General features: G+C 54.6%; 16 protein-coding genes. 6 read left to right on the forward strand and 10 right to left on the reverse strand.

Going from position 1 to position 26,924, the window contains the following annotated elements:
• The first annotated feature begins 3 nt into the window (after window positions 1-3).
• Window positions 4-1,494: a DUF1501 domain-containing protein gene (locus tag Poly59_RS06035; protein ID WP_246151410.1), complete on the forward strand. Its 1,491-nt coding sequence runs from the start codon at window positions 4-6 to the stop codon at window positions 1,492-1,494.
• Between the two features lie 21 nt (window positions 1,495-1,515).
• Here Poly59_RS06035 and Poly59_RS06040 read toward each other — a convergent pair whose 3' ends face one another.
• From Poly59_RS06040 to Poly59_RS06050, 3 genes are all read right to left on the reverse strand, one after another.
• Complete coding sequence (locus Poly59_RS06040) at window positions 1,516-2,940, reverse strand: sulfatase-like hydrolase/transferase (RefSeq protein WP_146533095.1); 1,425 nt, start codon at window positions 2,938-2,940, stop codon at window positions 1,516-1,518.
• A gap of 79 nt (window positions 2,941-3,019) precedes the next feature.
• Window positions 3,020-5,500: a prolyl oligopeptidase family serine peptidase gene (locus tag Poly59_RS06045; protein ID WP_146533096.1), complete on the reverse strand. Its 2,481-nt coding sequence runs from the start codon at window positions 5,498-5,500 to the stop codon at window positions 3,020-3,022.
• A gap of 160 nt (window positions 5,501-5,660) precedes the next feature.
• Window positions 5,661-6,425: an AraC family transcriptional regulator gene (locus Poly59_RS06050; RefSeq protein WP_186776040.1), complete on the reverse strand. Its 765-nt coding sequence runs from the start codon at window positions 6,423-6,425 to the stop codon at window positions 5,661-5,663.
• Window positions 6,426-6,655: 230 nt separating this feature from the next.
• Between Poly59_RS06050 and Poly59_RS06055 the strand changes: the two genes are divergently transcribed.
• Genes Poly59_RS06055 through Poly59_RS06065 form a run of 3 tightly spaced genes read left to right on the forward strand, consistent with a single transcriptional unit; the run spans window position 6,656 to window position 9,906 of the window.
• Entirely contained in the window at window positions 6,656-7,645 is a 990-nt protein-coding gene (locus tag Poly59_RS06055; protein ID WP_246151411.1) for a proline racemase family protein, read from the forward strand.
• Complete coding sequence (locus Poly59_RS06060) at window positions 7,639-8,619, forward strand: dihydrodipicolinate synthase family protein (protein WP_146533099.1); 981 nt, start codon at window positions 7,639-7,641, stop codon at window positions 8,617-8,619. Before Poly59_RS06055 ends, Poly59_RS06060 begins: the two co-directional genes overlap by 7 nt.
• Window positions 8,620-9,906: an NAD(P)/FAD-dependent oxidoreductase gene (locus tag Poly59_RS06065; protein WP_246151412.1), complete on the forward strand. Its 1,287-nt coding sequence runs from the start codon at window positions 8,620-8,622 to the stop codon at window positions 9,904-9,906.
• Between the two features lie 51 nt (window positions 9,907-9,957).
• On the opposite strand, the gene Poly59_RS06070 is transcribed toward Poly59_RS06065, so the two are convergent.
• Window positions 9,958-11,232: a glycoside hydrolase family 71/99-like protein gene (locus Poly59_RS06070; protein WP_146533100.1), complete on the reverse strand. Its 1,275-nt coding sequence runs from the start codon at window positions 11,230-11,232 to the stop codon at window positions 9,958-9,960.
• Window positions 11,233-11,628: 396 nt separating this feature from the next.
• Here Poly59_RS06070 and Poly59_RS06075 point away from each other — a divergent pair, with 396 nt between their 5' ends.
• Window positions 11,629-14,841: a DUF6797 domain-containing protein gene (locus Poly59_RS06075; protein WP_146533101.1), complete on the forward strand. Its 3,213-nt coding sequence runs from the start codon at window positions 11,629-11,631 to the stop codon at window positions 14,839-14,841.
• Window positions 14,842-14,912: 71 nt separating this feature from the next.
• Here the strand turns inward: Poly59_RS06075 and Poly59_RS06080 are convergent, their stop codons facing one another.
• From Poly59_RS06080 to Poly59_RS06090, 3 genes are all read right to left on the reverse strand, one after another.
• Window positions 14,913-16,355, reverse strand: coding sequence for a sulfatase family protein (locus tag Poly59_RS06080; protein ID WP_146533102.1), 1,443 nt, complete (start codon window positions 16,353-16,355; stop codon window positions 14,913-14,915).
• 55 nt (window positions 16,356-16,410) lie between these two features.
• The gene (locus Poly59_RS06085; protein ID WP_146533103.1) at window positions 16,411-17,484 is read right to left on the reverse strand and encodes a dihydrodipicolinate synthase family protein; all 1,074 of its coding nucleotides are present in this window, start codon (window positions 17,482-17,484) and stop codon (window positions 16,411-16,413) included.
• Window positions 17,485-17,584: 100 nt separating this feature from the next.
• On the reverse strand, window positions 17,585-18,625 hold the full coding sequence (locus Poly59_RS06090) for an NAD-dependent epimerase/dehydratase family protein (protein WP_146533104.1): 1,041 nt from the start codon (window positions 18,623-18,625) through the stop codon (window positions 17,585-17,587).
• 199 nt (window positions 18,626-18,824) lie between these two features.
• On the opposite strand from Poly59_RS06090, the gene Poly59_RS06095 reads away from it, so the two are divergent.
• Window positions 18,825-20,156 carry an Nramp family divalent metal transporter gene (locus Poly59_RS06095; RefSeq protein ID WP_146533105.1) on the forward strand — a complete coding sequence of 444 codons (1,332 nt, stop codon included), beginning with the start codon at window positions 18,825-18,827 and terminating at the stop codon, window positions 20,154-20,156.
• 75 nt (window positions 20,157-20,231) lie between these two features.
• On the opposite strand, the gene Poly59_RS06100 is transcribed toward Poly59_RS06095, so the two are convergent.
• Genes Poly59_RS06100 through Poly59_RS06110 form a run of 3 tightly spaced genes read right to left on the reverse strand, consistent with a single transcriptional unit; the run spans window position 20,232 to window position 26,921 of the window.
• Window positions 20,232-22,655, reverse strand: coding sequence for a PVC-type heme-binding CxxCH protein (locus tag Poly59_RS06100; protein ID WP_146533106.1), 2,424 nt, complete (start codon window positions 22,653-22,655; stop codon window positions 20,232-20,234).
• Window positions 22,652-24,061 carry a hypothetical protein gene (locus Poly59_RS06105; protein WP_246151413.1) on the reverse strand — a complete coding sequence of 470 codons (1,410 nt, stop codon included), beginning with the start codon at window positions 24,059-24,061 and terminating at the stop codon, window positions 22,652-22,654. Before Poly59_RS06105 ends, Poly59_RS06100 begins: the two co-directional genes overlap by 4 nt.
• Before the next feature lie 25 nt (window positions 24,062-24,086).
• Window positions 24,087-26,921 (reverse strand): sialate O-acetylesterase, encoded by a 2,835-nt coding sequence (locus Poly59_RS06110; RefSeq protein WP_146533107.1) that lies wholly within the window; start codon window positions 26,919-26,921, stop codon window positions 24,087-24,089.
• Window positions 26,922-26,924: the final 3 nt, after the last annotated feature.

Consider the following 26,924-nt stretch of genomic DNA (forward strand, 5'->3'; position numbering starts at 1 on the left):
TTGATGCCTCAGTCAATCGAAGAACATTACTTGCGAATCAATCGCCGTCACTTTTTTGGCGGCGGTCTTTCCGCTGCTGGCTTGGCGGCGCTAGGCACGCTGATGCCAGAAGCCATGGCGATCGAGGCGGCCAGCAAAACGATTTCGGCATCATTAGCGACGGGCAATGGGCCGGGGTATGGTCCCGGATCGATCGGGCCAACGCACTTTCCCGCTACTGCAAAACGCATCATCTATCTTTGCCAGTCGGGTGCACCTAGCCAGATTGACACCTTTGACTACAAGCCCGAGCTGGAACGGCTCGATGGTACCGAGCTTCCTGATTCAGTTCGAGGCGGCCAGAGGTTAACTGGGATGACGGCAGGCCAAAAAGCGTTTCCCGTTGCCAAGTCGATTGCCAAGTTCAATCGGCATGGTAAGTCGGGTCAATGGATCAGTGATTTGTTGCCCCACCATCACAAGATCGCCGACGATATCTGCGTGATCAAGTCGATGTACACGGAGGCGATCAACCACGATCCCGCCATTACGTTTTTCCAAACCGGGCACCAGCAACCTGGGCGACCCAGTCTAGGCGCATGGGCAAGCTACGGCTTGGGAAGTGAATCGACCGACTTTCCGGGCTTTGTGGTTTTGCTAGACAAGAACACCGATCTGCAGGCTCAGCCGTTGTACTCGCGGTTGTGGGGCAGTGGTTTTCTGCCGTCCAATCATCAGGGGGTAAAGCTTCGTTCCAGTGGCGATCCGGTTCTTTATCTTCAAGACCCCACCGGCGACTCGTTGCAGGACAAACGCGTCCTGCTAGACCGTTTGGCGGAAATGAATTCCATTCAGCACGGCGTGGTAGGTGACCCGGAAATCAACACGCGGATCGCGGCGTACGAAATGGCGTATCGGATGCAGACGTCTACACCGGAGCTGACTGACTTCGCGGACGAGCCACAGTCAACCTTTGATCTGTATGGACCGGACGCGAAGAGTCCCGGTACGCATGCCGCAAATTGTTTGCTGGCGCGTCGGTTGGCAGAACGTGGCGTGCGTTTTATCCAGATCTACCATCGAGGTTGGGATCATCACAACAACTTGCCCACCAAGCATCTAAGTCTCGCGAAAGAAGTCGATCAAGGATCGGCGGCCTTGGTGCAAGACTTAAAGCAACGTGGAATGCTCGACGATACGCTTGTCGTCTGGGGTGGCGAGTTTGGCCGAACCGTCTACAAACAAGGGAATTCCGAGCGTTTCGGTCGTGATCATCACCCGCGATGCTTCTCGATTTGGATGGCTGGTGGCGGAGTCAAGCCTGGGATCAGTCACGGCGAAACGGATGAGTTCTGTTACAACATCGCCGATAAAGCGGTCCATGTTCACGATCTCAACGCTACGATTCTGCACCTGCTTGGGTTGAATCACGAGCGTTTAACGTACCGGTTTCAGGGACGAGATTTCCGAATTACCGATGTCCACGGAAATGTCGTGAAGGACATTCTGGCGTAGCAGTTCAGGCGCCTCGCCCGCTCACTCGTGCGATCGGTCATCCTTTCCTTCGATGATGCGGATATGGTTTTTGCTGTGCGTCGTAAACCATGTCTTCCCTTCGCCCCACTCGGGTTCTGGAAGTTCACTTTTCCATTGGTTCAGCTCTTCCGTCATCGCGGCGACGCGTCCCGGTTCGCTCGCAGCTAGGTTGTGTCGTTCGCTCAGGTCGTCATCAAGATTGTAGAGTGCATAGCCATAGTCTTGGACGTAGATCAGTTTCCAGGGGCCATCACGCATCGCGGAAAACCAAAGCTTGTGCCAAAAGAGTTTTTGGTGAGGAACAGAGCCTGTTTCGTTGGTCAAAAATGGCAACAGATTGACTCCGTCAAGCGGGTGAGCATCGCTTGCGTCGGATGACTCGTCGGGTGTTTCGCTAGACGCCAAGTCTCTGTTTGCGGCCGCCACGCACGTCGGAAGAATATCCAGGGAACTGACCATGGGAGCGAACGTTTGCCCGCCGGAAAAACGATTTTTCCAGTACAAGACAAACGGGACGCGAATACCGCCTTCGAACTTGATTCCCTTGTGCCCCGCTAAAGGCAAGTTGCTGGAAGCGTTTCCGGTTGCCCCACCGTTGTCGCTTAAGAACCAAATCATCGTGTTGTCTGCGATGCGTTGTGCGTCAAGTTTCGCCAGTACCTTGCCGATGGCCCGGTCCATCGCCCAAATCATTGCCGCGTAAGTTCGGCGTTTTTTGTTTTCGATGTGGCTGAATCGCTCGAGGTCTTCTTTCGTCGCCTCCAACGGGCCGTGAGGCGCCGTGAACGATAGATACAAGAAGAACGGTTTGTCTGATTCTTCGCCAATGAACTTGGTCGCCTGGTCGCCAAGTTCGTCGGTCAAGTATCCGTCAAACCGAACCTGTTTCCCATTTTCTTCGATGGCATGATGGTTGCCAGGCTTGTCGTCTTTCTTGTCGTTATAAAAGTAGCTGCGGCTTCCTTCCCTGAGTCCATAGAAATAATCAAATCCGCGTGACGTGGGGTACTGAGCTTCGGTCGCGCCGAGATGCCATTTTCCGACCAGCCCGGTACGGTAGCCCGCGGTTTGCAGTTTCTGGGCTAGCGTGACTTCGTCGATATTCATGCCGTGCGGGTAAGGCGGCGAATTGGCTTCATGTCCGAATCGTTGTTGGTACCGGCCTGTCAAAAGTCCAGCACGCGAAGGGCTGCAAACCGATGCGGAAACATGTCCGTCGGAAAATTGGATTCCCCCGGCCGCCAGCCGATCAAGGTTCGGTGACTTGATGTCCGCTGATTTTTGAAACCCCAAGTCTTCGTAGCCTAGGTCATCAGCCAAGATCAATAAGATGTTGGGTTTTTCGTTCGCCTGGGCTGGTTGATGGTGCATTTTCAAGCATGCGATCGCACAGCAAGCTAAAACTAGTCGGATAGCAAATGGCATAACAGGTTGCTCGTTAAGGTTTGTCGATTCAATTCAGTTTAGACCGTTCGTCAGCCGAACAAGCCGCAGTGGTGATTCTTTACGGATTCAAGTGTTCGACGAAGAACTCACGCATGCGACGTTGCCCGTACTTTCCGCCGTTGCTGTGCCCGACGCCCGGCATCATTAACAGATCAAAATTTTTGTCCGCTTTGATCAGCGCGTCGGCAAACCGAAACGTCGATTCGGGCGGCACGTTGCTGTCGAGTTCGCCGACCATCAACATCAAGTGGCCGCCAAGCGCGTGCGCATTCTCGATGTTACTGCACTCTGCATAGTGTGGTCCAACAGGGTATCCCATCCATTGTTCGTTCCACGAAGCTTTGTCCATTCGGTTATCGTGGCATCCGCAGGCAGCGTATGCTGCTCGGTAGAAATCTGAGTGAAGCAATACGGCAGCAGCAGCATTCTGGCCACCAGCCGATGTGCCGAAGATTCCAACACGCGAAACGTCCATCGACGAATCCTTTTGGGCGGCTGCTTTGATCCAAGCAATGCGGTCGGGAAAGCCACCGTCTTTGATGTTCTTCCAGCAGACGTCATGAAATGCCTTTGAACGATTGGCCGTTCCCATGCCGTCGATCTTTACAACGATAAAGCCCAGATCGTTGAGCTCTTGATAGCGATTGGAAACACTGAACGACTTGGGCACAAATGAATCATGCGGTCCAGCATAGATGTCTTCAATGATCGGATAACGCTTGTTTGGATCGTGGTCCGATGGGCGCCAGATAATGCCCCAAATGTCGGTCTTGCCGTCGCGTCCCTTCGCAACAAAAACTTCCGGAGTCACCGTGTTAAGACTTGATACGTCCGCTGTTTCTAGCCGGCAAACGAGCGACCCGTCATCTTCGCGTCGTAGTTCGTGAACCGGCGCTGCATCGACGCGGGAATAGCTGTCGATTAGAAACCGACGACCAGGGGAATAGGCAACGACGTGGTTTCCGTCTGCTTCCGTCAAAGCCACCAGGTTCTCGCCATCGAAGTCGACACGGTAGTGATGAATCAGATAAGGGTCTTGGTTCGCATTGCGCCCGCTAGCTTGGAACCAAATTTGCCGAGTTGCTTCGTCGATGCAATCGACCTTGCGGACGACGAAGTCTCCCTTTGTAATTTGATTTTTCGTTTCACCGGTTTCCGCGTCAATCAAATACAAGTGCCGCCACCCATCACGTTCGGACACGTAGACAATTTCATTGGTTTGTTCCATCCACGATACCAGCGGTACGCCGATGTTGGGGCCGTGTGCCGTCCAGATGAAAGTGTCGGATCGCTCGTCAATGATCGCTCGGGATTCGCCTGAATCAAGGTCGACTTCGATGACGCGAAAACGCTGATGGCCGCGGTCAATTTTATTAAACGTTAGGCACCGTTTGTCGTTTCGAAATCGTACTTGCGGGCGTCCAAAGTCGACGACTGGCACCGTGGGCTTGATCTGTTTTGCCGTCGCAATGTCAAACAGATTCAATTCGTATTTATCAAACGGGTCGCCGGGTAATGCATAGCCACTGGATTGCAGTTTTGCGCGGCCGCCTCCGCGCGGGGATGATTCGATTCGATAAACCTCTTTTGCTGGGAACGGTTGGACGCGAAAAGCAATCAATGTCTTGGAATCGGGTGACCAACGCAGTAGGTCATATTGGTGCCTCGGTTCCCCGTCGTCGCTAAGCTGATGTTGACCATTGCCATCGACCTCGCGGATGAACACGTTGTGGTTTTCGATCGCTGCCTGCCAGCGACCGTCCGGTGAAAGGTTGCTTGTGTTTCGAGGCCTTGCCTCTTTGTTGCGGGATCGGCGGGGCGGTTGCTGGTCTCGAATGATGACGTTCTTTGACAGTGGTTCGGCCACGGCGCCAATCAAGTCGTGGCCTTCTGCATCGACAGCCATCCAGACGTGTCCGGAGAAGGTGTGTTGATAACGCTGCTTGCCCGGCGAGACTGTTCCATAGCTCTGGCGTTCGCCATCGGGCCGGACCCACTGGATTTCAACCGGATGGTCAGTCTGGTTGTTGAAACAGATTTCGGTTTCTGGTCCTGTGTTCCTACTTCGCGATGGAAGATCTCGTGGATGCACTCCGACACTGGCGGTGTCGTCCGCGACTGATTCGTCGGTGATGCAGGTGACTTGGTAGGTCGAACGATCACATTCCCACCGAGACTGATCGATCGTAAAGCAAAATGTGTTGGTTGGGGTATCGAACTCGATTGCCCTGACTTGCAGTTTCTTGCCGTCGGCGTCGACGCCTTTTGCTTGTAACGCCTTTGCCAATCGGTTGTGGTCAAACGCAGGCTGGCGAGTGCCTGAGACCGCGTCGACGAGAATGTATTCAGACTCGACCTTGGGTAGCTCATTGCGATACCAAAACCGATCTCCGCCATCGAACCAGTGCGGTACGACACGGTCTTTGAAAATGCGGCCGGGCGTTTTCTCTTGGCCGTAGGTCAGATGCGGTGCGAAAAATACGGCAAGAACAATCGCAAGTGAAAGCGAGTTCGAAAGGGTGGGACGGCGAGTGATCAAAAGTGAGCAACTCCTGCGAGACTAGCGGGCGAACGAAGGTAATATCCTAGTCCAGTTTGCCGACTCAATCTTATCCGAAATCGCAGCGTTGTCCGGCATCTACGCACATCGCCTGGGTTGGGAATGACTCAATCGTCGCAGTTGCGCAGCCTGCATGCCGTCAGGCGTGCTCGTCTTCGGCCGCGATGTTCTCTCGATTGTCACGGTAGGCTTGTGGCGTTAGCCCGACCGACTGTCGAAACCGCCGAGTAAAGGAACTTTGGTCGGAATAGCCGCAGGCCAAGGCAATCTGAGATATCGATTTTGCGGTGTGCGTGAGACTGTGTCGTGCGACATCGATCCGCGTGCGGGTGATGTACTGTTTGGTCGAAACGCCAAATAGGTCGCGAATTCGGCGGTCTAACTGAAACGCCGAGAACCCCGATATTTTTTCCAGTTCATCCACCGTAATCGTTTCGGCGTAACGATCGCGAATAACGTCAAGGACTTTCGATACGGGTTCGATGTCGTCGCGATGGTTCATGCTGCTTGGATTCAAGTCGCGTGAAATTCCGCACAATCCAACGATGGTGCCTTGGGCATCGGATAGCGGTTCTTTCCATGTCAGGCACCATCCTTCTTGACCGGTTGGGTAGAGATGCAGTTCGAGCTGTTCATGGATAGGTTGCCCGGTTCGAATGACCTCAATGTCTTGTGCACTAAAGACTTCTCCTAAATCTGGTGGAAAGATGTCTCTGGCCATGCGTCCCACAAGTTCGTGTTTGTGATGGAGTCCACATCGCTTGACCAGCGGCATGTTGACGGCCACGTAACGACCCTGGCAGTCTTTGATGAAGAAAACTGTGTCTGGGATAGCGTCGAATACTTCGTCGCCGACGAACGGCCGGCCAATCAGTTCGAAGAACGACTCGGATGTGCTTGTCATTGGTGACGGAGTGAGGGCGACGGGGCTTAGAGGCTGCGACGGGTTCAGCGGATGGTCAGTGCAGACTGGGTGCTCGCACTGGCCTGTAATTTGCAGCGATCTAGCATAGCGAGAATCGCTTTTGGGTGCTTCATCGCTCCGGACGCGGCCGACGCCATTGACCAATTTGTGATCGGAAACTTGTTTTTCAGTCAAGACATTGCAAGTCTCGCTCGACTATGTTTGATCAGATGAATCCCATGCAAATCATCCGAGTCGTCGACTCGCATACCGAAGGAGAGCCGACACGTGTCGTTGTCGATGGCGCCCCCTCCCTACGTGGTGACGACGTTCGCCAGAAACGTGATTGGCTTAAAGCAAACCATGATTGGCTGCGAACGGCTTGTTTGAATGAACCGCGAGGCAACGAGGCGATGGTCGGGGCGTTGCTTTGTGACTCGAATCTCGATGATTGTGTTGCTGGCGTAATCTTCTTCAATAATGTCGGCTATTTGAACAGTTGCATTCACGGCACAATTGGACTCGCCCAGACGCTTGCTCATTTGGGAAAAATCGGTGTCGGTGACCACGGCATTGAAACTCCGGTCGGACGCGTGACGGCAACCGTTCATGGCGATGGCACGATTTCAGTTCGTAACGTTCGCAGCTATCGATTTGCTACCGACATCAATGTCGTCGTTCCGGGCTTTGGTCACGTGCATGGCGACGTTGCTTGGGGGGGGAACTGGTTCTTCTTGGTGCGAAGTTCGGTGCCGTTTCCGGTTCAAATCGAAAACATAGCCCAACTATCAGCATTTACTTTAGCGATCCGTACGGCTCTAACCGCTCAGGCAATTCGAGGCGAAGACGACGGCGAGATTGACCACATTGAAATTGCGGACGACGCAGCCGGCCTGGCTCACGCCGACAGCAAGAACTTCGTCCTTTGTCCTGGAAACGCCTACGACCGATCGCCTTGCGGGACAGGAACCAGCGCGAAATTGGCTTGCTTGTTCGCCGATGGGAAACTGAGTCCTGGTCAAACGTGGCGTCAAGCCGGCATCCTAGAAACGGTCTTCCTTGGTACCATCGAAACCGCATCCCTGGGTGGTGTTGTTCCAACGATTGCAGGCCGCGCTTTCATCAACGGCGAAACGAATCTAATTATTGATCCACTCGATCCCTTTCGTTTTGGCATCCCCTCTCACTCAACAGTAAATTCGAGTTCGATCAAATGTTAAATCCATCGAGTGTGTTTTCGGGGTGCATCCCTGCTTTGATGACACCATGCAGCGAAGACGGAACGCCAAATTTTGACGCGCTCGTGGCCAAAGCTACTGAGCTTGTAGGGCTTGGCATGCGTGCCGTTGTGTACTGTGGCTCGATGGGCGACTGGCCATTGTTGACAGACGAAAAGCGTCAGGAAGGGGTGCGGTGTCTGGTCGACGCTGACGTGCCAGTGATCGTCGGAACGGGAGCCCAGAACTCTAAGATCGCGGCACAGCACGCAAAGCACGCCAATGATGTCGGTGCCGCTGGCCTGATGGTCATTCCTCGTGTGCTCTCGCGAGGTTCGTCTCCCACAGCACAGCACGCTCATTTCGCGGGTATCTTAGAATCGGCAGGCGAACTTCCCTCGGTAATCTACAACAGTCCCTATTACGGATTTGAAACCAAGGCCGACTTGTTTTTTCAGCTGCATCGCGAATATCCCCACTTGGTTGGCTTTAAGGAATTCGGCGGCGCAGATTCGTTGACATATGCCGCCGAACATATCACAAGCGGGTCACCTGATTTGACCCTGATGGTCGGTGTCGACACGCAGGTGTACCACGGTATTGTCAATTGCGGTGCCGTCGGTAGCATCACCGGAGTCGGAAATGCTTTGCCGACGCAGGTGCTAGCGCTCGTTAAACTGTGCCAGAAAGCTGCGGCCGGTGATGCTGACGCTCGTCAGTTGGCGCGCGAACTCAACGATGCTCTTCACGTCTTGTCGGTTTTTGATGAAGGCCCGGACCTTGTGCTGTATTACAAGTATCTGATGGTGCTTGAAGGAAACGCCGAATACGAGCACCAAATTTATGGCTCCGACAAGTTGAGCGACAGTCAAAGGGCCTTCGTCCGCGACCAGTGGCAATTGTTTCGCGACTGGTGGTCCACGTGGTCGGGAGTGGGTTCGATTGACAGTCCCGCTCAAAAGACCATCAAGGTGTGAATGGCAATGTCAACTAAACACAATTCAACAGGTTCGCTTGCATCACCTCGCACCGTTGTGGTTGTCGGTTCCGGCATTGTCGGTCTTGCGTGCGCCCATTACTTGACTGAGGCTGGCGTCAGCGTAACCGTCGTTGATAAGGGATCGATTGCGAACGGCTGTTCGCACGCAAATTGCGGCTACGTCAGCCCCAGCCATGTGTTGCCGTTGACGGAACCCAGTGCGATTGGTCTGGCAATCAAGTCGTTGTTCAATCCAAGCTCGCCATTTCGCGTTAAACCAAGTCTGAGTCTTGCGCAGTGGAAGTGGTTCTGGCAGTTCGCGCGGCGCTGTACGGATCGGCAAATGCTAAAGGCGGGCGCGCAACTAAAATCGATTCTTGATTCATCAATGAGTGAATACATCAAGTTGATGGACCAGGAAAAGTTCGAGTGTGAGTGGAAAACGAATGGATTGCTTTTTGTTCTGCAAAGCGAAAGAGGAATGGAAAGCTTCGCCGAGAGCGATGATTTTCTAACGAAGCATTTCGGAGTCACCGCACGACGAATCGAAGGCCATGAACTGCCCGCGTTTGATGCTGCGCTAAAGTCCGGGTTAGGGGGCGCGTTCTACTATGAAGACGACGCATCCGTGCGACCTGATCTGTTGAATCAGCAATGGGCCGAAAGATTGCGGGATCGAGGCGTTCAGTTCAGAGAGCAATGTGAAGTCAAAGAAATCCAACGAGACGGTGATCGGATTGCTTGTTTGAAGACAGATGATTTTGACCTAGAAGCAGAACGATATGTGTTTGCGACCGGAGCCTGGAGCCCAATGCTTAGCAAAGGTCTGAGGTGTCACATTCCGATTCAGCCTGGCAAGGGATATTCGGTCACGATGTCAAAGCCAGACCCTTGTCCCCAATATCCGATGCTGTTTCCAGAACACAAAGTCGGCGTGTCGCCGTTCGAGCAAGGGTACCGACTGGGGTCGATGATGGAGTTCTGCGGGTACGACGATTCCATTCCAAGCTGGCGAATCGATCAACTCAAACGTTCGGCTGAACCCTACTTGGTCGCGCCTCATACCGACGGACCGCAGCAAGAGTGGTTTGGATGGCGTCCTATGACTTGGGATAGCTTGCCAATCATTGGTCAGGTCCCCAGCACACCAAACGCCTATTTAGCCGCCGGACACAACATGCTTGGGCTTAGCCTAGCGGCAGCGACAGGAAAGCTGATTGCCGAAATGATCCAAGGCCGTCCCACGCATATCGACGCAGAATCGTTCTCACCTAGCCGTTTTTAGGCTGCTGTTTTTCTGGGTTGACTGTTTTTGCTACGGGTATTTGTTTTGCGACTATTTCTTCAGCAGTCGTCCTGCCTTCCCGACCAATTTCAGATAGTGGTCACTCGGCAATCCTTCGTACGTTAGAAACGCAGCGCCGTCACCCACGGGCGGTTCGTTGGTGCATTTGAAGATTGCGGTTCCTTCGTCGACTTCATCGAACATCGCAACGTACAGCATCTCGCACCCGGCACGTTTCGCGGCTGTGATCTGCGACCACAGAAAATCGCCTTTCAAGCGAGGGATCGCGTCAAGTTTCTCGCCGGTCAGGTTGTGCCAACTGAATCCCGGAAACACGACGGGCATGTAATCGAGTTTCCGATCGCCGCACCACTGGATGTCCGGCTTCCAGAGTCTTTCTGCATGTCGATTGACTTCGTTGATGTTTCGATAACGTCCGATTGTCCAAGGGCTAAGAATGTCGGCTAACTGAAGGACCTCGTGCAATTCCGGATCGGCAACGGAATCGCGATCTAAGGCACGCCAACCCGTCGGGACTCCCAGCATCACCGCGCAGCCGTCATTCTTCAGGAATTCGATTAACCGGCGGCATTCGCCGAGTGAATACTCGCGAGGCTTGTTTCCGTCATTGAAACCGATGCCCCAAACGGCAACGACCGGTTTGCCGTTGTGAAATTGATACGAGGAATCTTTGGTGATCTTCTGTTCCCGGCGAAGTTGGCTCCAATCGTCTTGAACGATCTTGGTGCCTCCGGCCGGCAGCCCCGACAAGTCGTACATCACGACATAGCTACGTCCTGAAATCGTCGCACCTTCTCGCACGTGGCTGAGCACTGAGTCCTTGTGGCGTTTGACCAGATTGTCTTTTAGTCCGTTCGCGAATCGTTGCAGGAACGCACCGTCAATTCCGTATTCACGCATCCACTGAAAGTGCCGCAGAACTGTCTTTCGGTTGCCGCTGCTGAACACTTCCGCCGGGCTGCCGTCGGCGAGTTTGAATCCTGTCACGAAACGTTCGTCGTCGTCGAGTTCCGAAACATCGGGCCACAGGTCGACAGTCACGTTGCCTGGCGCAAAATCCTTTCGTCGGTTCTTTGACCAGTGCGTCCATCCGAGATCGGCGCCGTCAGCCTCGCAATTGAACCATCCCTGGTAGCCCACCATGACTTTGCCAGTCAGCGTAGTTCGGTCGACATTCGCGGCAGCTTCTCGGCCTCGCTCGTCGTCGGCCACAGGCAGGGCAACGGCTTTTGGCTCAGTAGCGCTGGCGGTCTGCGAGCCAACAACGGCGGTTATTGCGACCAGTATCAGGAGTAGATGTTTCATTAAGATTTGTTTGGACTGAACGTCGTTAATGTCGCGGGTTTAAGACCATTGTTCACGGTCCGAGAGGCGAGACAAAACTTTGCGTTGCCTGATCGTCGCCGTCCGATAGTCTAAGTGAAACTGGCTTAGCAGAATGGTCGACCAAGGATTTTTGATCGTGTTCTTGTCAAGTCTTTCGTTGGGGGTCGATAACTATCGAAACAGCAACTTCATTGAAAGGAAGTGGACGAAGATCAGTTAGAATGCGATCACTATTCGGACAATCCGGCCCGCAATTCAGGATTGGCGAAATTGAGGTTTTGATCGCCGTTGTCGCGTTCACTCACCGATTCGTAGAGTGCTTTCCAAAAGTTCAGAAAATTGGCTGCCATGTTTCAGTGTCGTTTGCAATGGTTGATGCTTTTCCGATTCCTGTTTTGTTGCCTCGTTTCGATGGCGTCCGATGCAGATGCTCAAACGCTGCGACATCCATTGGCGATGGAAGAACAGTTGAAGCATGCGGGAGTCGATTATCTTGCCGGTCAAGCAAGGTTGCGGGGTGATCCCAAACGCGGTGCGTTGGTTTTCTATAAGTCCGCGGCTGCCTGCGCAACGTGTCACCTGGAAAGCGGAAAGTCGTCACCTTTGGGGCCAAACTTGGCGACCTTGGGCGAAGTGACGGACCAGTATGTGATCGAATCGTTGCTCTATCCGTCAAAGGCGATTCGCAAAGGTTTCGAAAACCATTCGGTGATAACAGTCGATGGTCAAGTTTTGGTTGGCATGATCACCGCTCGCGATGATGACTCGTTAACAATGCGAATCGCTTCGGAACTGAATCGCGACAAAGTTATCCCGATGGACGACGTCGAAGCGATGAAGAAGAGTGATCATTCAATCATGCCGGATGGATTGATCGCATCATTGATCACGCAACGTGACTTTTTAGATTTGGCCCGCTACGTCATGGAGGTGGCTGCGGGTGGTCCTGAGAAATCGGACAACCTAAAGCCGAGCGCCGAACAGCTTGCCGTTCAAGACGACACTAAGAATCTGGATCACGCAGGTATCATCAAGAAACTCGGCAAGCGTGATTTTGACGAAGGCGCGTCGATCTATCACGGTTACTGTTTCAATTGCCACGGCAGTGACGGGAATACGCCTTCGCTGCCAACTGCTCGAGCGTTCGGAACTCAGAAGCTGCGTTTTGGTGCCGACCCTTATCGAATGTTTCTGACGCTTTCGCATGGAAACGGATTGATGGCACCAATGTCACATTTGACGCCAAAGGAACGTTATCAAGTTGTGCACTATTTGCGAGAACAGTTCATGAAGTCGTCCAATTCTGAATACTTTCAGGTCGATAACGATTACTTGGCTGGACTACCCAAAGGCACCGAGAACGGAACCAAAGTCGCCGACGTTCCGCGTGATTTCGGGCCGGCGTTGAGATCGCAACTTCGCCGCGAAATTAGCAGTGCAATGACGATACCGCTGGGCGGAGTGACGATTTCTTACGACTTGCACTCGATGGACCAAGCTGGTATCTGGAGCGGCGGTTTTCTGGATTTGACTCAAACCCAGCATGTTCGTGATCGGGGCGAAGGGACCGCCAGTCCAAAAGGTGACGAGATTGCGGCTGCCGCTCGATGGCAATGGGGCCACGATGGAACCCTGGACTATCCCACCGATGATCTTTTGCTTCGCGGTCCAATGCCGTCGCGATGGATGGAATATCATGGTCACTACCAATCGGGCGAAGCCGTCGTTCTGAGTTATTCGATCGACGGTCGTCGTATTCTGGAACTGCCGCGATCGGCCAGCACCACCCGCGTCACGCACTCGCTGCACCTCTCACCGGGCCGATCGCTGATCTTGTGGGTTGCTGATGATTTTGAACAGGTCCAGCAATCACAGCACGATGCGTTGTCGGTCGTCGGAAACCAGATTGCATTGACGCTGCGTGGCGATACCGAGGGTGCGGGTTGGTCAGTCGATGGTCAGGGCCGTCTGACGTTGAACATTCCCGCCGATCAACAGCCTCGCAATTTGGATATTGTGCGAGCGTGGGGGAAGTCATCGCAGCAGTTGGCCGAAATCGTTAGCACGCACTCGCAGGAGCTGCAGACTCCGTTGCCACAATCCATGACCAATGGCGGCCGCGTTGTTTGGCCCGAAGAGGTTAAAACTGTCGGGACACTTGGTTTAGAGAAAGGCGGCTACGTTTTGGACACTCTGACTTTGCCAGATGCCACGATGTCGAATACCTGGTTTCGTACCTCCGCGCTTGACTTTTTTTCCGACGGCCGGATGGTCGTTGCCACCTACGGCGGCGACGTTTGGATTGTTTCGGGCGTCGACGAGAGCCTGTTGGATTTGCGATGGAAAAGGTTCGCCGCCGGTTTGTATGAACCCTTCGGACTGAAAGTAGTCGATGGTGAAATCTACGTGACTTGCAAAGACATGATCACCAAACTGCACGATCAGGACGAGAATGGCGAGGCCGATTTCTATGAGTGCTTTAGCGCCGACACCGATGTATCGGTCAACTTTCACGCCTTTAATTTTGATTTGCAAACCGACGAGGAAGGAAACTTCTACTACTCCAAGAGTGGTCACGGGGCGGATTCGGATTTACCGGGCGTTGTTTTCAAGATTTCGCCTGACGGTAAACATCGCGAGGTCTTCAGTACTGGCTTCCGGACTCCTAACGGAATGGGAGCGATTCCAGGCGATGACTCAAATGGATTTCGGATCACTAACAGCGACAACCAAGGGCAATGGACGCCGGCATCAAAAATCAATGTGCTAAAGAAAGGCGGTTTTTATGGTTGGGTGCCAACCTATTCGATTCCCGGTATGTGGGAACCAGGCGGTGGAACGATCGACATCACGAAAGTGAAATCGCCTGACCGGTTTGATCCTCCCTTGGTTTGGATGCCACAGGAGTTCGACAACTCGTCGGGCGGACAACTGTGGGTCGATGATCCGCGTTTCGGGCCGTTGTCGGATCACTTGCTGCACACCAGCTTTGGCAAAGGATGGATGTCGTATTTGATGATCCAGGACGTGGGGCAAACATCGCAGGCGGCGATTATTAAATTGCCATTGAACTTTTCGACCGGCATCATGCGTGCTCGGGTCAATCCGGTCGACGGTCAAGTCTATGCAACGGGATTGCAGGGCTGGAACGGTGGCGGCCGAGTCGGCTTGGCCGACGGTGGAATTCAACGAGTCCGCTATAAAGGAACGCCAACACCGATGGTGATCGACGCTCGTGTTGTTTCCGGCGGATTGGAATTGGATTTCAATTTTGAACTCGATCCCGACTCGGCGACGAATGTCGGCAACTACGTCACAAGCCAGTGGGACTACCTTTGGAGCCGCAACTACGGATCGGACCAATACGTTCCTGGTACGGATCGTGTTGGCACCGAAGTTTTAAAAATTGAATCGGCAACGGTCCAGCCAATCAAAGGTGATTCCGGTGGATGGCGAGTTCGCTTGTCGACACCGAGCATTGGCCCCGTCGACCAATTGCACCTCGTGCTGCATTTGAAAGACATCAACGGCGATGCATTTGACGAAGAAATCTATTGGACGATCAATGCCATACCATCAACCGAATGATCGTCACGAAGTCGCCGAAACGCTCCGCCGGTTCGGTGTTGAAGATTCCGTCCGACGGAGCGGTCTGGCGACTAAAAATCACGAAACGGGCCTCGAGGCTCGGCCGCTTCCATTTCATTGAGCCAGTCTGCGTAGTGTGCTTTCACCATTTCGAGAATCTTGGGACGCGACTCTGACAAATCATTTTGTTCTTTGATGTCGGTTTCCAGATCAAACAAGCCGCCTGCGTCACCCATTTTTACCCACTTCCACTTGCCGATCCTCGCCCCCAGCTGATCTCGCCGCTTCCAAAACATTTCCTTTCGTGGCGATGTTGTCTCGCCGCGAAGTGTCGGCCACCAATCGAAACCATCCAGCGCGATGTCGGTGGGCAACTCGGCGCCGGCTGCCGATGCAAGACTGGGCATCAATTCCAGACTCGACAGAAACGCATTATTAATCGCTCCTGCCCTCACTCCTCCGTTGGGCCAGCGAACGATGCAGGGCACGCGAATGCCGCCTTCCCAAGTTTGCCCTTTGTGACCTCTCAGTGGCGAGTTGTCCGCTCCCCCGCTGCCGCCATTATCGGAAAAGAAGATGACGATCGTATCGTCAAGAATCTGTTTTTGATCAAGCATGTTCAGCATCTCGGTGATCGCCGCGTCCATGCAGGTTACCGCTGCACGATAGTCGCGGCGTCTTGCATCCGCCGTCGCCAACGTGGCCGGCGTTCCGTACCGATACTTGGTGGCAATTTTGGTTTCCGCGTCCACCGGCGGGTACATCTCTTTGAACTTATCCGGAGCCTGCACCGACGAGCGGGTCGTTGGATCGAGTGCCGACGAGTTGTGCGGTGCATTGAACGGAACATAAAGGAAGAACGGTTTTTTGTTGGCATGCTCACCGAGAAATCGAACCGCTTCCCGTTGAAAGAGATAAGTGCAGTAGGTTCCCTTGTCTGTATCGGTTGGCGACAAATTGCGAACCATGCACGGCACGCCGTACCGCTGGTGAGTGAAGTAGTCGATTCCCGTGTTGACGAAGCCATAGAAATCATCGAAACCGCGCGACGTCGGCAAGAATCGCTTCAACGCCCCAAGGTCCCACTTTCCATAAATACCACTCTTGTAGCCGACCGGTTTTAAGACCGCTGGAATGATGACTTCGCGCTCGTCCATGCCGCCAATGCGTTCAAACGTGACGGCGTACTCATCCGGCGAATACTTGTGACCGTAGTCAGGCGCTTCGTTGCGAATCATGTCGTAGATGCCGTTACGCTGCGGATATCGTCCCGTCAACAGGCTGGCCCGCGATGGCGTACACGCTGGCCATGACACATAGAAATTGGTGAGCCGTGTCCCTTCTCGTGACAGTCGGTCAAGCGCAGGCGTGATGATGCCGTTGCCAAGTTCGCCAAGGTCGTTGTACCCCTGATCGTCCGAGACGATCAGCAGGATGTTGGGACGCTCGGCAGCTTGAATTGCCGTTGCCACCGCCATCAAAACATAGGCAATCAACAGAGGCTTCATTTTCATGGAGTCGCTTCCCTGGTTCATCGTTTCCACCTCGATACGCCGGAGTTCGATCGTTTTATCTTAACCATTCGTCCAGATGCTCTTGCACAAACGAATCGTCGTTGAGATGCGGATACGCCATTGTGACGCGGGTGATCTCTTCGGCTTGTCCGGGTGATAGGACTTCACTCGGTTCAATGCACCACGTCCCGGTTAGTAAACCTTGACGGCGTAACACTTCGTGGATGCCTGGGATGCAACCAGCGAACTGATTCGCAGCATCGAAGAACGCGGCATTGCAGTCGGTGATCTCAATCCCTCGAACAAGTAACTCGGCAGGAACGTCGCCACCTCGATCAAGCGCCGCGTGAATCTCGTTGAGAAGCTCAGCGGCTGATCGAGTCCAGACGCTCCAGTGGCCGAGCAAACCACCGCGGATGCGAACTCGCTTGGCTGCGTCAGCAGTCACGATCCGATACTCGGTAACGAGATCCGCGACAATATTGTCGTCATTGCCGGTGTACAGCGTGATGGTGTTTTCTCGCCCGGCATCACACACGGCGCGAACAACGTCGAGTGTTTGGTAGCGATTGAATGGAGCCATCTTGATTGCGATGACGTTGTCGATTTCCGCGAACTCGCGCCAAAAGCGATACGGTAACGGGCACCCACCCACCGCGGGTTGTAAATAGAATCCGATCACCGGCATAACGCTGGCGACTTCGCGACAGTGGGTGAGCAATGCGTCGTGGTTGTCTGACGCCATCGCAGCGAGACTCAGTAGACAAGCGTGGTAACCGTTCGACTGGGAAAATGTCGCTTCACGGATCGCTTGATCGGTTCGCCCACACACGCCGGCGACTTTGAATATTTCTCGGTCCGTCGATGCCGAGTAATCGTCGATCACCTGCGACGCCAAGCTTAGTACCGGTTCGTACAATTCAAAACGTGGTTCGCGAATCGCAAACTGAGTCGTGTGAACGCCTACCGCGATCCCTCCGGCACCGGCGTCGATATAGTACCGTGTCAAGGCAGTTTGATACCTGGGATCAAACCTTCGGTTGGAATCCAGCGCCAACGGTTGTGCTGGGATAACCATTCCGCGGCGCACGTTGGCAACGATTTCGGCAGGTAGGTCGCTGATTTTCATATCGATGAGTGTGGTGTTGATTGGTAGTCGCTGATCCGCTCCGCCGGTTCGGCAAGGAAGACTCCGATTGCCGGAACTTTCGGTCGACGACTGATCGCCACTAATACGTCCCGTCGTTGACTTCAAAGTGAGTTGGTTTGCCCAGCGATCGACCACCGATCTTGGTCCAATGGGCCTGCCAGCGGATGAGCTGCTGGGCGGATACCGAAGGACGACCAAATAGTTCGGTTGCCTTCGTGCTGTTGCTTAGATACGAACGTTCGCTCGGTGTTGAGCTGAATCGAACAGGCTTGCCAAGCAACTCGCCCAGTTCATTAGCGACCTCTTCAGTGCTTAGCGTCTCTGGACCTGTCACATTGATTACGCGGGCGGGCGACGAACAATGGCCAAGGCATTGCAGTGCTTGCTGGTTGGCGTCGCCTTGCCAGATCATGTTGAACGCACCCGAACCGTTGTCGACGGGCTCGCCTCGCCAAATCCTATCTGCAATATCGTGCAAGACGCCGTATCGAAGGTCGATGGCGTAGTTCAAACGGTAAAGACAAACCGCAGTTCCCCAGGCCTTGCTGGCGTACTCGAACACTCGTTCACGCCCCAAGCAGGATTGAGCGTATTCGCCGACGGGGGCGGGAGCAGCGTTCTCGCTCGGCGCTTCACCCACCCGGGCCAACGGATAAACACATCCTGTTGAGAACGCGACGATGTTGGAATCACGAAAATGATCGGCGACGTTGGCGGGAACTATCGTATTCATTGCCCAAGTCAACGACTCGTCACCGGCCGTTCCGAACTTGCGTCCTGCCATGAACAGCACGTTCCGAACTTTGGGAAGCGCCGAAACGGATTCGCGGTCCAGTAGATCACAGCGAATCGTCTTGACACCGCTTGTTTCGAGTTGTTCACGGGCGGCAGGGTTGGAAAACCTCGCCACACCGATGATTTGCTTCGTCACGCCAGCTGCCCCGATTGCGGAAACCGCAAGTTGCCCCAAGCTGACTCCCATTTTTCCAGCAATCCCGAGAATCATGAGATCGCCATCGAGACCCCGCATGAACTCGACCAACGCATCCGAGGGTCTGCAGAGCAATGCATCGAGCTGCGTTTCGGCGTCGATCAACGAAGGAAGTGGGCTGTCAGTCATGGGGTGTCTCACGGGGCGACTTGCTGCTGATCTGAGTTGCTCGATCTGAGCTAACGCTTAAACGGCGCGGAAGAAATATAACGTGCCGGTGATCGCGCGTATTCGAAAATTGTTTGTGCTTGTTCGTCCGGTTCACTATTCTCGTTGGCTGCATCCCTCGTGCGGCACACAAGTTCACTCACTTTATGAAAACAACTTCATGACCGATACCGCATCAGCCAACGCACCGCTCGCACGACCTTGGTATCGGCGAGTTGGCCCGGGGCTGATCACTGCCTGCGTCGTGATTGGCCCCGGCAGTATCATGACCAGTTCCACGGTCGGTGCGAACAAAGGTTACTCGATGTTGTGGGTGGTGGTTGTGTCGGTCACCTTCATGCTTGTCTACATGACGATGGCAGCGAAACTGGGGGCAGTGAGCAGCCTTTCGCCGGGCGATCTGATTCGCCAAAAAGCCGGTCGCCCGCTGGCAATTTCTGTGGGCCTGATTGTGTTCTTCATTGCTGCCGCGTTTCAGTCGGGTAACAACATTGGCGTCGCCGCAGCGTTTGAAACTTTCGTCGACTCGAAAGCAATCGTTGCTGGACTGGTCGTTGCCTTCAACGCGATCGCGATTACTTTTCTGTTCGCGTTCAAGAACCTGTACAAGGTTATGGAACGCTTGATGATGGTGTTCGTTGCCATCATGCTGGTCAGTTTTGCTGTAAACTTGTTGACGCTTGAACCGGACCCTGTCGCACTCGTTCAAGGCTTTGTTCCGTCGACCGGCACGATCGATATCGCCTTGCTCGGGTTGATCGGAACAACGTTCGTGATCTCCGGTGCTTTCTATCAAGCGTACTTGGTTCAGCAAAAAGGCTGGAGCGAGGCTGAGGTGCAAAGCGGAATCATCGATGCTCGAGTCGGTGCCGTCATCATGGCTCTTATCACGACCATGTTGATGTCGACTGCCGCAGCGGGTTTGTACACTGGATTGCCCGTGACACTGTCTGATCCCGTTGCGGTGGCTGAGGCACTGGAGCCGACGTTCGGCAAGACTGGCAAGTTTATTTTTTGCCTCGGACTTTTTTCGGCGGCTTACTCGTCGTTTCTGATCAACTCGATGACCGGCGGTTTCATCTGTTCCGATGGCCTCGGGCTCGGTAGCGGCGTTCAAGATCGTTGGCCGCGGATCATCACAACACTCGGTTTATTGGCGGGAATGGTCGTTGGACTCGCGACGCTGTTGTTCGACTTTGATCGCACGCCGACAATTATCGCCGCCCAAGCCGTGACGGTCGTTGGCGCGCCTTTGGTAGCGGGAGTCCTGTTGTGGTTGGCCTGCAGCGCCGATGTGATGGGGGAATTTGTTGCCGGCTCGTTCACCAAAATTGTCGCCGGGATTGGCTTGGTTATCTTGCTGGCGATGGCGGCGAACACCGCCTTTGTGACACTGCCGAACAAGGTGAAGCAGTATCGCGAAAAACAAGCCACTGTTGAATTGGAACCGACGATGCGAACCACGCAGCGTTTAGAACACGAGTCAACTTAAGCTGAGAATTGTCGTAAACAATCGTTTTCTTGGTCAAGGAACCGAAGCCGATTCTTAATCTAACAATCGTTGGGATCACGGTGCTTGCATCAGGTAACCGATCAAGTCGGCCATCGCTTGTCGATCGATCGAGTTCTCAAACCCTTCGGGCATGATCGACAGCCCCGTGCTTTTCATCTGATCGATCTCGATCCGCAGCACACTCTCAGTCACATTCTCGGCACGGCGCAGCGTCACGCTGGTCGCCCCCTCATCGACAATCGTCCCACTCAGCACTCGGCCATCGGTGGTGACGATAACGTGGTTGATGTACTGCGGATTGACTTCGCGGTTGGGATCAAGCACCGACGTCAGCACGGTTTCGGCGCCACGCGATTTGATCGTTGCCAGATTCGGTCCTATTTCAAAGCCGATCCCATCGACACGGTGACAGCCGCTGCAGTGTTTCTTGAATTGCTCGCTTCCTCTTTCCAAATCCACGGGCAGTGTCAGCACGCCGTCGTACCTTGCCAGAACTGCTTGTCGCTGTGCCTTCGTTTCGGCCGACCGATTCACAACGGGCTGTGGTTTGGGGTGAGTGTCTCCGCCGGATCTTGAGTCCGTGACTCGGCTACGGATCGAGATCTGCTCGTCAAGTCGTTTGGTTAGCTCTGGCAGTTCACCAGCGAGCGATGTCTTGAGCTGTCGTGCTTCGCTGCCGACTGCATTCAGGACCGCTGCGGTGATCCAGCGGTTTGACGGGTTTTGCTTAGCAATGCGTGCGAGAGCCTCCACTTTCCTGTCACGCGGCCATGCCCCAAGTGTGAATGCAAGCTGGTATCGAACTTCGATCGACGTGTCATCGGCTAATCGTAATAATGCATCGGTCAGTTCATCAGTTACGGCAATCGTGTCGATTAGACGCACAGCGTGTCGACGCACTTGCGGATCCGTATCTCGCAGCGCTCGCAGTAAGCTGGCTTCATCAAGCGCAGCGAGTCCCGACAAGGCATACAACGCATGCATTCGACCCAGCGGTGATGCACTTTCACCAGCCAGTTGGCGAAGTGGTTTGGCAGCGGCCTGATCTTGCCGCTCGTATAGTAATCGTGCCGCAGTCTCGCGGTGCCACGCGTTATCATGCTTCAAGGTTTGCACCAGTTCGGATATCGACATCGCTTGAAGACTTGCCGGAGGTCGCGGTGCCCGGTCTTTTGCAGCCAGCCGGTAGATGCGGCCACGGTCGCGTCCCGACGTCAGATCCAAGTGCTTCTTGATTTCTTCGGGCAAGGACAGCGGATGCTCAATGACTTCGCGGTACACATCGACCACGTGTAAGGTTCCGTCGGGGGCGTTGGCGAATTGCGCGGGACGAAACCAAATATCCGTGGAAGTGACGAACTCGCTTTGCTGGTCGATTCGCTGCGCAATGAATTCCAGACCGTCTTGTTGAAGCTGTTTGCGGTGAATCAGATTGCTGCCGACGTCGCCGACGATCGCGGTGCCCTTCCATTGCTCGGGCCACGCATCACCACGATAAATTGTGACCCCCGTGGCGCCTGTAAAGTATCCTGCCGCGCGTCCACCACCTTCGATCGGTCCCTTGGCTTGTCCCGACACACGCAGTCGAGTTCGCAGAATCCGCCATGGTTCAACGGGGCTGGTGCGAAATACTTCCGCCTGCGGTCCATCCGAAGCAATCGAAATCCGCGACGGCGGCGGGATCACATACGGATTGCGAGCGATGTAACGATCCTCGAACATGACTTGTTGGATGTGGTCGCTGTTGGAGGACACAAACTTACGTCCCCAGTCATCAAAGCCCATGCCATGTTGGGCCGCGCCGCTGGTAGGTTCGAAAACATAGGTTCTCGGGTCAAGTGCGATATCTCGGCCACGGATGTTGATGCTCGGCGAGTCGTTGGTCGCATGCCCGGTGCGAATGTCACCACCGACACTGCTACACGCAATATGAATGCGATTGTCGAGTCCCCAGCGAAACGAATTCATCAGCCCCTGAACATTCGAAGTTCCAAATCCTGTCAGCACTCGCTGCTTCACATCGCTGACGCCATCGCCATCGGTGTCTTTCAAGTACCACAGATCGGGAGCATCACCAACAAACAAGCCGCCGTCGAACGGAAACAAGCCGGTCGGCCAATTCAAGCCATCGGCATACGTCGTTCGCGAATCATACACACCGTCTCCGTCATTATCCGTGAGCTTTGCGATTCGCGAGATCCCATCATCGCGGTTTTCGCTGTAGCCTCGCATTTCGCAAACAAACATCGCACCGCTGGCGTCCCACTCGATCGCCACCGGACTGGCTACTAAGGGTTCGGCCGCCACAAGTTGGATCTCGAATCCATCGGCGACGGCAAATGAGGCGAGTGCCGCGGTAGGTTCCCTTGGTGAGACTCGTGGCAATTCAGATCCGTAGTCAACGTCAACCGCCCGCGACAACGAGTTGCCGCCAATCACCAACAGAAACGTGAACAAAACCCATGCACTTCGCATCATTCCTTCTCCGCAACGTCCAGAAGACTTCGCATCGCATCCATCAAGATTGGTTCCGTGTCAGGCCCGACATTCGAAGCCGGTTGGCTCGTTTCATAGCCACCCTGTCCGTAAGCCTCGGCCGTGCCGATGTACCCGGGCCCATAGTCGCCGTAGGCTGCCATTGTAATTTTCAAATCGGGACGCATCGCCTTCGCGGCAAGTTGGTATTCAACAAACAGCTCGCCTGGTAAATACAGCGCTCGCACATCGCCAACTGATAGACATCCGACGTCAATTTTGTGTCCGGCTTCACATCGCAGCAGCCAAGCCAGTTTGTCGGGACTGCCCCAGTACGTGACGCCATCCCACTGAGCAAGCGATGCGGTGAGTTCATCGCGTTCAAGGTGCTTCGCGGGCGGCAATGCGACGGCTTCGACATTCCAGTGGATGTCGTCGGCTGTCACGTCAAACTTTTCGGTAGCATCGAGCGCCTGCTGCATGGCCGTGGCAACTCTCGTCGCCAGTATCAAGCGATTCTGGGGCGATCCATCGTTGAACTTGCCCGCACCGATGTTTCCGCCGGCGCCATTGAAATGCACGTACATTGGTCCCGGCGAATTTTGGCTTTGCATGAACCGAGCAATGCCGGGGAAATCGGGACTCGGGATTCCTGTGCGATAGTAGCTTTGCGGATGGCAAGCATAGTAGCTGATCACAGCAATCGGTTTGTCGTCATTCCAAAACGAAAGTGAGCTTAAAACAGGATCGATCGTGCCCTCGGGAAACGCACGAATCGACGCGTCTCGAGTCGCCGTATAGCGTGTGGCAATGACTTGGCCTGATTTATCCTGGATTCGCCGGTTCGACGCTACCTGTTCGACATTGGCGACTCCGAAACCGGCTTGCGTCACGGGCTGAGCGACCTCGATGGCACGAGAAATTTCGTCGCAGAGTCGATCAATCACTTGGCGGGCAAACCTGCCATCGTGCGCACCCAAGTCCGATGCACCGGCTTGTTGCAGCAATGACTCAGCGCCAAAGTCGCTGCGAGGAGCGTCGTGTTGATGCAGCGTATGCACGGCAACTCGTGAGGGCGTCGTCTCGACTGCGGCTGCGATTCGTTCACGAAAAATGTCATGACTCTGATTGCCAATCCCAATCCAGTCCATCGCACACAGCACGATCGGTTCGCCCGACCCCAGCAGTACAATCCCTCGACAACGCAGCCCTAATTCATCAAGACGTCGAACTCGATCATACGCCATCATCGACCCGATCGGTGGCGTTGAGTCGATGTCAAAAGTGGCCACAGTAAGCTGTGAGTCACTCGCACTGTCTTCGGCGGGCAAACGGTTCTGAGGGAGCGCGATCGCAATCGCCAGAAAACCGAGCGTGAATTTACACAGACGGGAATTCAACAAATTCATGATGGGCTTTCGATGTGAGAACGATTTAGTCCTGCATATTGATTCGCGCCAGATAGACGGAGGTTTTGAAATCCGAGTTGCCAATTTCGTGCGACGAATAGTAACTGACCCACAATTGTTCGTCGTGCCAGACCAGTCCGGCGTAACTGCAGTCACCACCGGACGGCAGGGTCAGGAACTCGGTCAGCTTGCCCGTATCCTGATTCAGCCAACACAGCGACGTGCGGACGCGATGGTCGTACAGACGCACCGCTGCAACGATCCGGCCATCGGGCAATTGGATCAGTTGAGGGCCACCGACCCGTGTCTCGGTATCGATCCAATTCCAGTCATCGTAGGGTGGCAACGCCTTACCGAGCTGAGCCGTTTTACTGGCCGCGTCACGTCGCAAAAGTGCAATCGCTTGCTCGCCTTCACCAAACAAGATCGATGACTCGTTGGGATACCCGTCGACTAACAGGCGATCGACCCAGCTTTGAAAACTGCGGCCATCGTCTTGGCTGCGAAATAAACTGACATGCTTATCCGCTGGGTCACCCGTGTGATATCCAATCGAGTATCCGTCTGGACCGTGCCAGGTTGTCCGCCATAGCCAATAGTTGGGCGGTCCGATGTTGATGACATCGGACCATTGCTGGCCATCTTTCGAAAACCAAGCCATCGATTGATGCCGAATGTCCGACCCGGGTGGGAAAGCGCCCGCGCCGGAAAGCATCAGTTCACCGCTGGGCGTCACGGTTAGCTTGGCATCGCGAAGATCGGCTTGCGGATGAGCGATCTGCGCCGCCGAAGTCCACTCCTCGCCATCATCCGAGACCAAGACTTGCAGCGCTCCGTCGTCCGACACATGAGCCGTCCCGGATCGATAGACACAATAAAACTTGTCCTGAAAACGAAGCAAGTCGGTGAACGCATTGTGCTTGGACTGATCGCCGATCCGCCTGACGCTGACAATTTTGCTGCGATGCAGTTGAGTATAGATCTGTGACAGTGGCAGCTTGCGAATCACCGACGTGGAAAGCTGCTGCCCCGGCTGCTGACGACCGTCAACGTGTGCGATTAGCAGGGAGTCATCGACCCACTCGATGGCCGTGTAGCAATACCAACCTTCGGGATCCGCAGCGATTGGAATCGAATCGGACCAAGTGACACCGTCGTCGCTGGATACCGCCAGCGATAAAGGAGTACGATCGCGCGACACGGACTCTCGGTATCCGTGGTCATTCCAAATCGCCAAGAGGTCGCCTGTTGCCGGCACACGCTCGATTGAAGCGGGCGATCGTGGCGATGTGAGTGGAAATGGTTTCAGCGGAGTCCATGTTGATCCTTGATCGTGCGACAGACTTTGGTACTGCGTCGGCTGATCGGTCCGCACCCACATCAGCAAACTTCCATCACGCCGCTGGACCACTCCGGGTTCCTGGGCCATGATCCGCTGACCGTCTGCATTGGTCCCGGGGAACAGCGCCCGCGAACGATGCCAACTGATTCCCCCGTCGTCCGAAAAATAACAACCCACTTTGCCGTGCCAGTCCGCCTCGTCTTGATCCGGTGTCCGATGCAGTGCCACCGGCGCGATTAGTCGTCCGCTGATTAGCTGGATGACTCGGTCGTTATTAAGAACGTAGTACCCTATCTCGTCGTCTGGGATTATTTCAGTCGGTTCGCTCCAAGTTTGCGCTTCGTCTGACGAGAATCGAACCACGGGCCGGCAATCGGTTTCCGAGTTCTTGCGAAGGTAAAACAGAGCGATGCGGTCTTTGGCCAGCCGTAATAAGGATACGGACATGACATTCATTTCGCCCTCATTAGCGACAACCGTAATGTCGTCCTCGCTCCAACTCGCACCACCATCGTCGCTAATTCGACTGGTCAACGTAGCCGATGCGTGATCGCCGGAACCCGATTCGAACCGTGAATAGACGTACAGAATGCGGCCATCGGCCAGTCGCACAAAATCTCCTTCACTGTTTCGTGGATTGCCTTTGCCGGGCGCGAACGTGTGTCGCGGGATCAGCGATTCGATCCACTGCATCGCCGCCGCGTACCGAAATCCGAATTCACGCAGCGAAGGTGAATCGAAATGCGTCGAATCGCCCTTGTCGGTCAAACCATCCGAGGCGACCATCGCCGTCCGCGCGACGTGTCTGGTCGTCCGCTGCTGTGCCGCGTCGACCGCGCGCCGTCCGTCGGTCCAGGGACGCTCGGCGAATTGACCGAGTTGTCCGATCAAAAATGGAAGCTGTGGGTCGCCAACGACTTCTCGAAAACGATAAATCAAATCGGTCAAACGAGATTCGTATTCTTCTGATGCCGGCGAGTTCGAGTCGCTTTCCCCTTGATGCCACAGCACTCCCTTGACAGTGCCCTGTCCATCGACCTGCTTAATGCGGGCCTGCATGTCATCCCAAGGATGCGATTTGGTTTGTGTGTGAAAACCACCAGGCTGCCAGGTGTCGATCGCGGAACCGCCGACTGCGCAGGGAATCAAACCGACTGTGACCCCCGGATGGTGCTTGGCATACTCGGCTGCAAAAGAGCGACCAATCCCGACACCGACCATTCGGGGTTTGTCGAAATGCAGCGGGTCCGCGGCCACGCGCCAGTTCCCTTCTTGATCCAATGAAAGTACCCGCGCGACTGGTTTCTTATCAGCATCCGAAACCTTGCCGCGGCCAGCCATATTGGATTGGCCTGCTAAGATAAACAGATGAAAGTTGTCGGGATCGCTGAGGACAACGATGTCCGGCGCTGCAGCGCCGGAATCGTCGCTGTGAACGATCGGCAACGAATTCAAGATGCCGGCAAACAGAATGCCCAGCGCGATCCAAAATCGCGGGACGAATGAAATCCGAAACATGGC

Origin of the sequence: Rubripirellula reticaptiva (genome assembly GCF_007860175.1) — a bacterium.
GTDB lineage: Bacteria > Planctomycetota > Planctomycetia > Pirellulales > Pirellulaceae > Rubripirellula > Rubripirellula reticaptiva.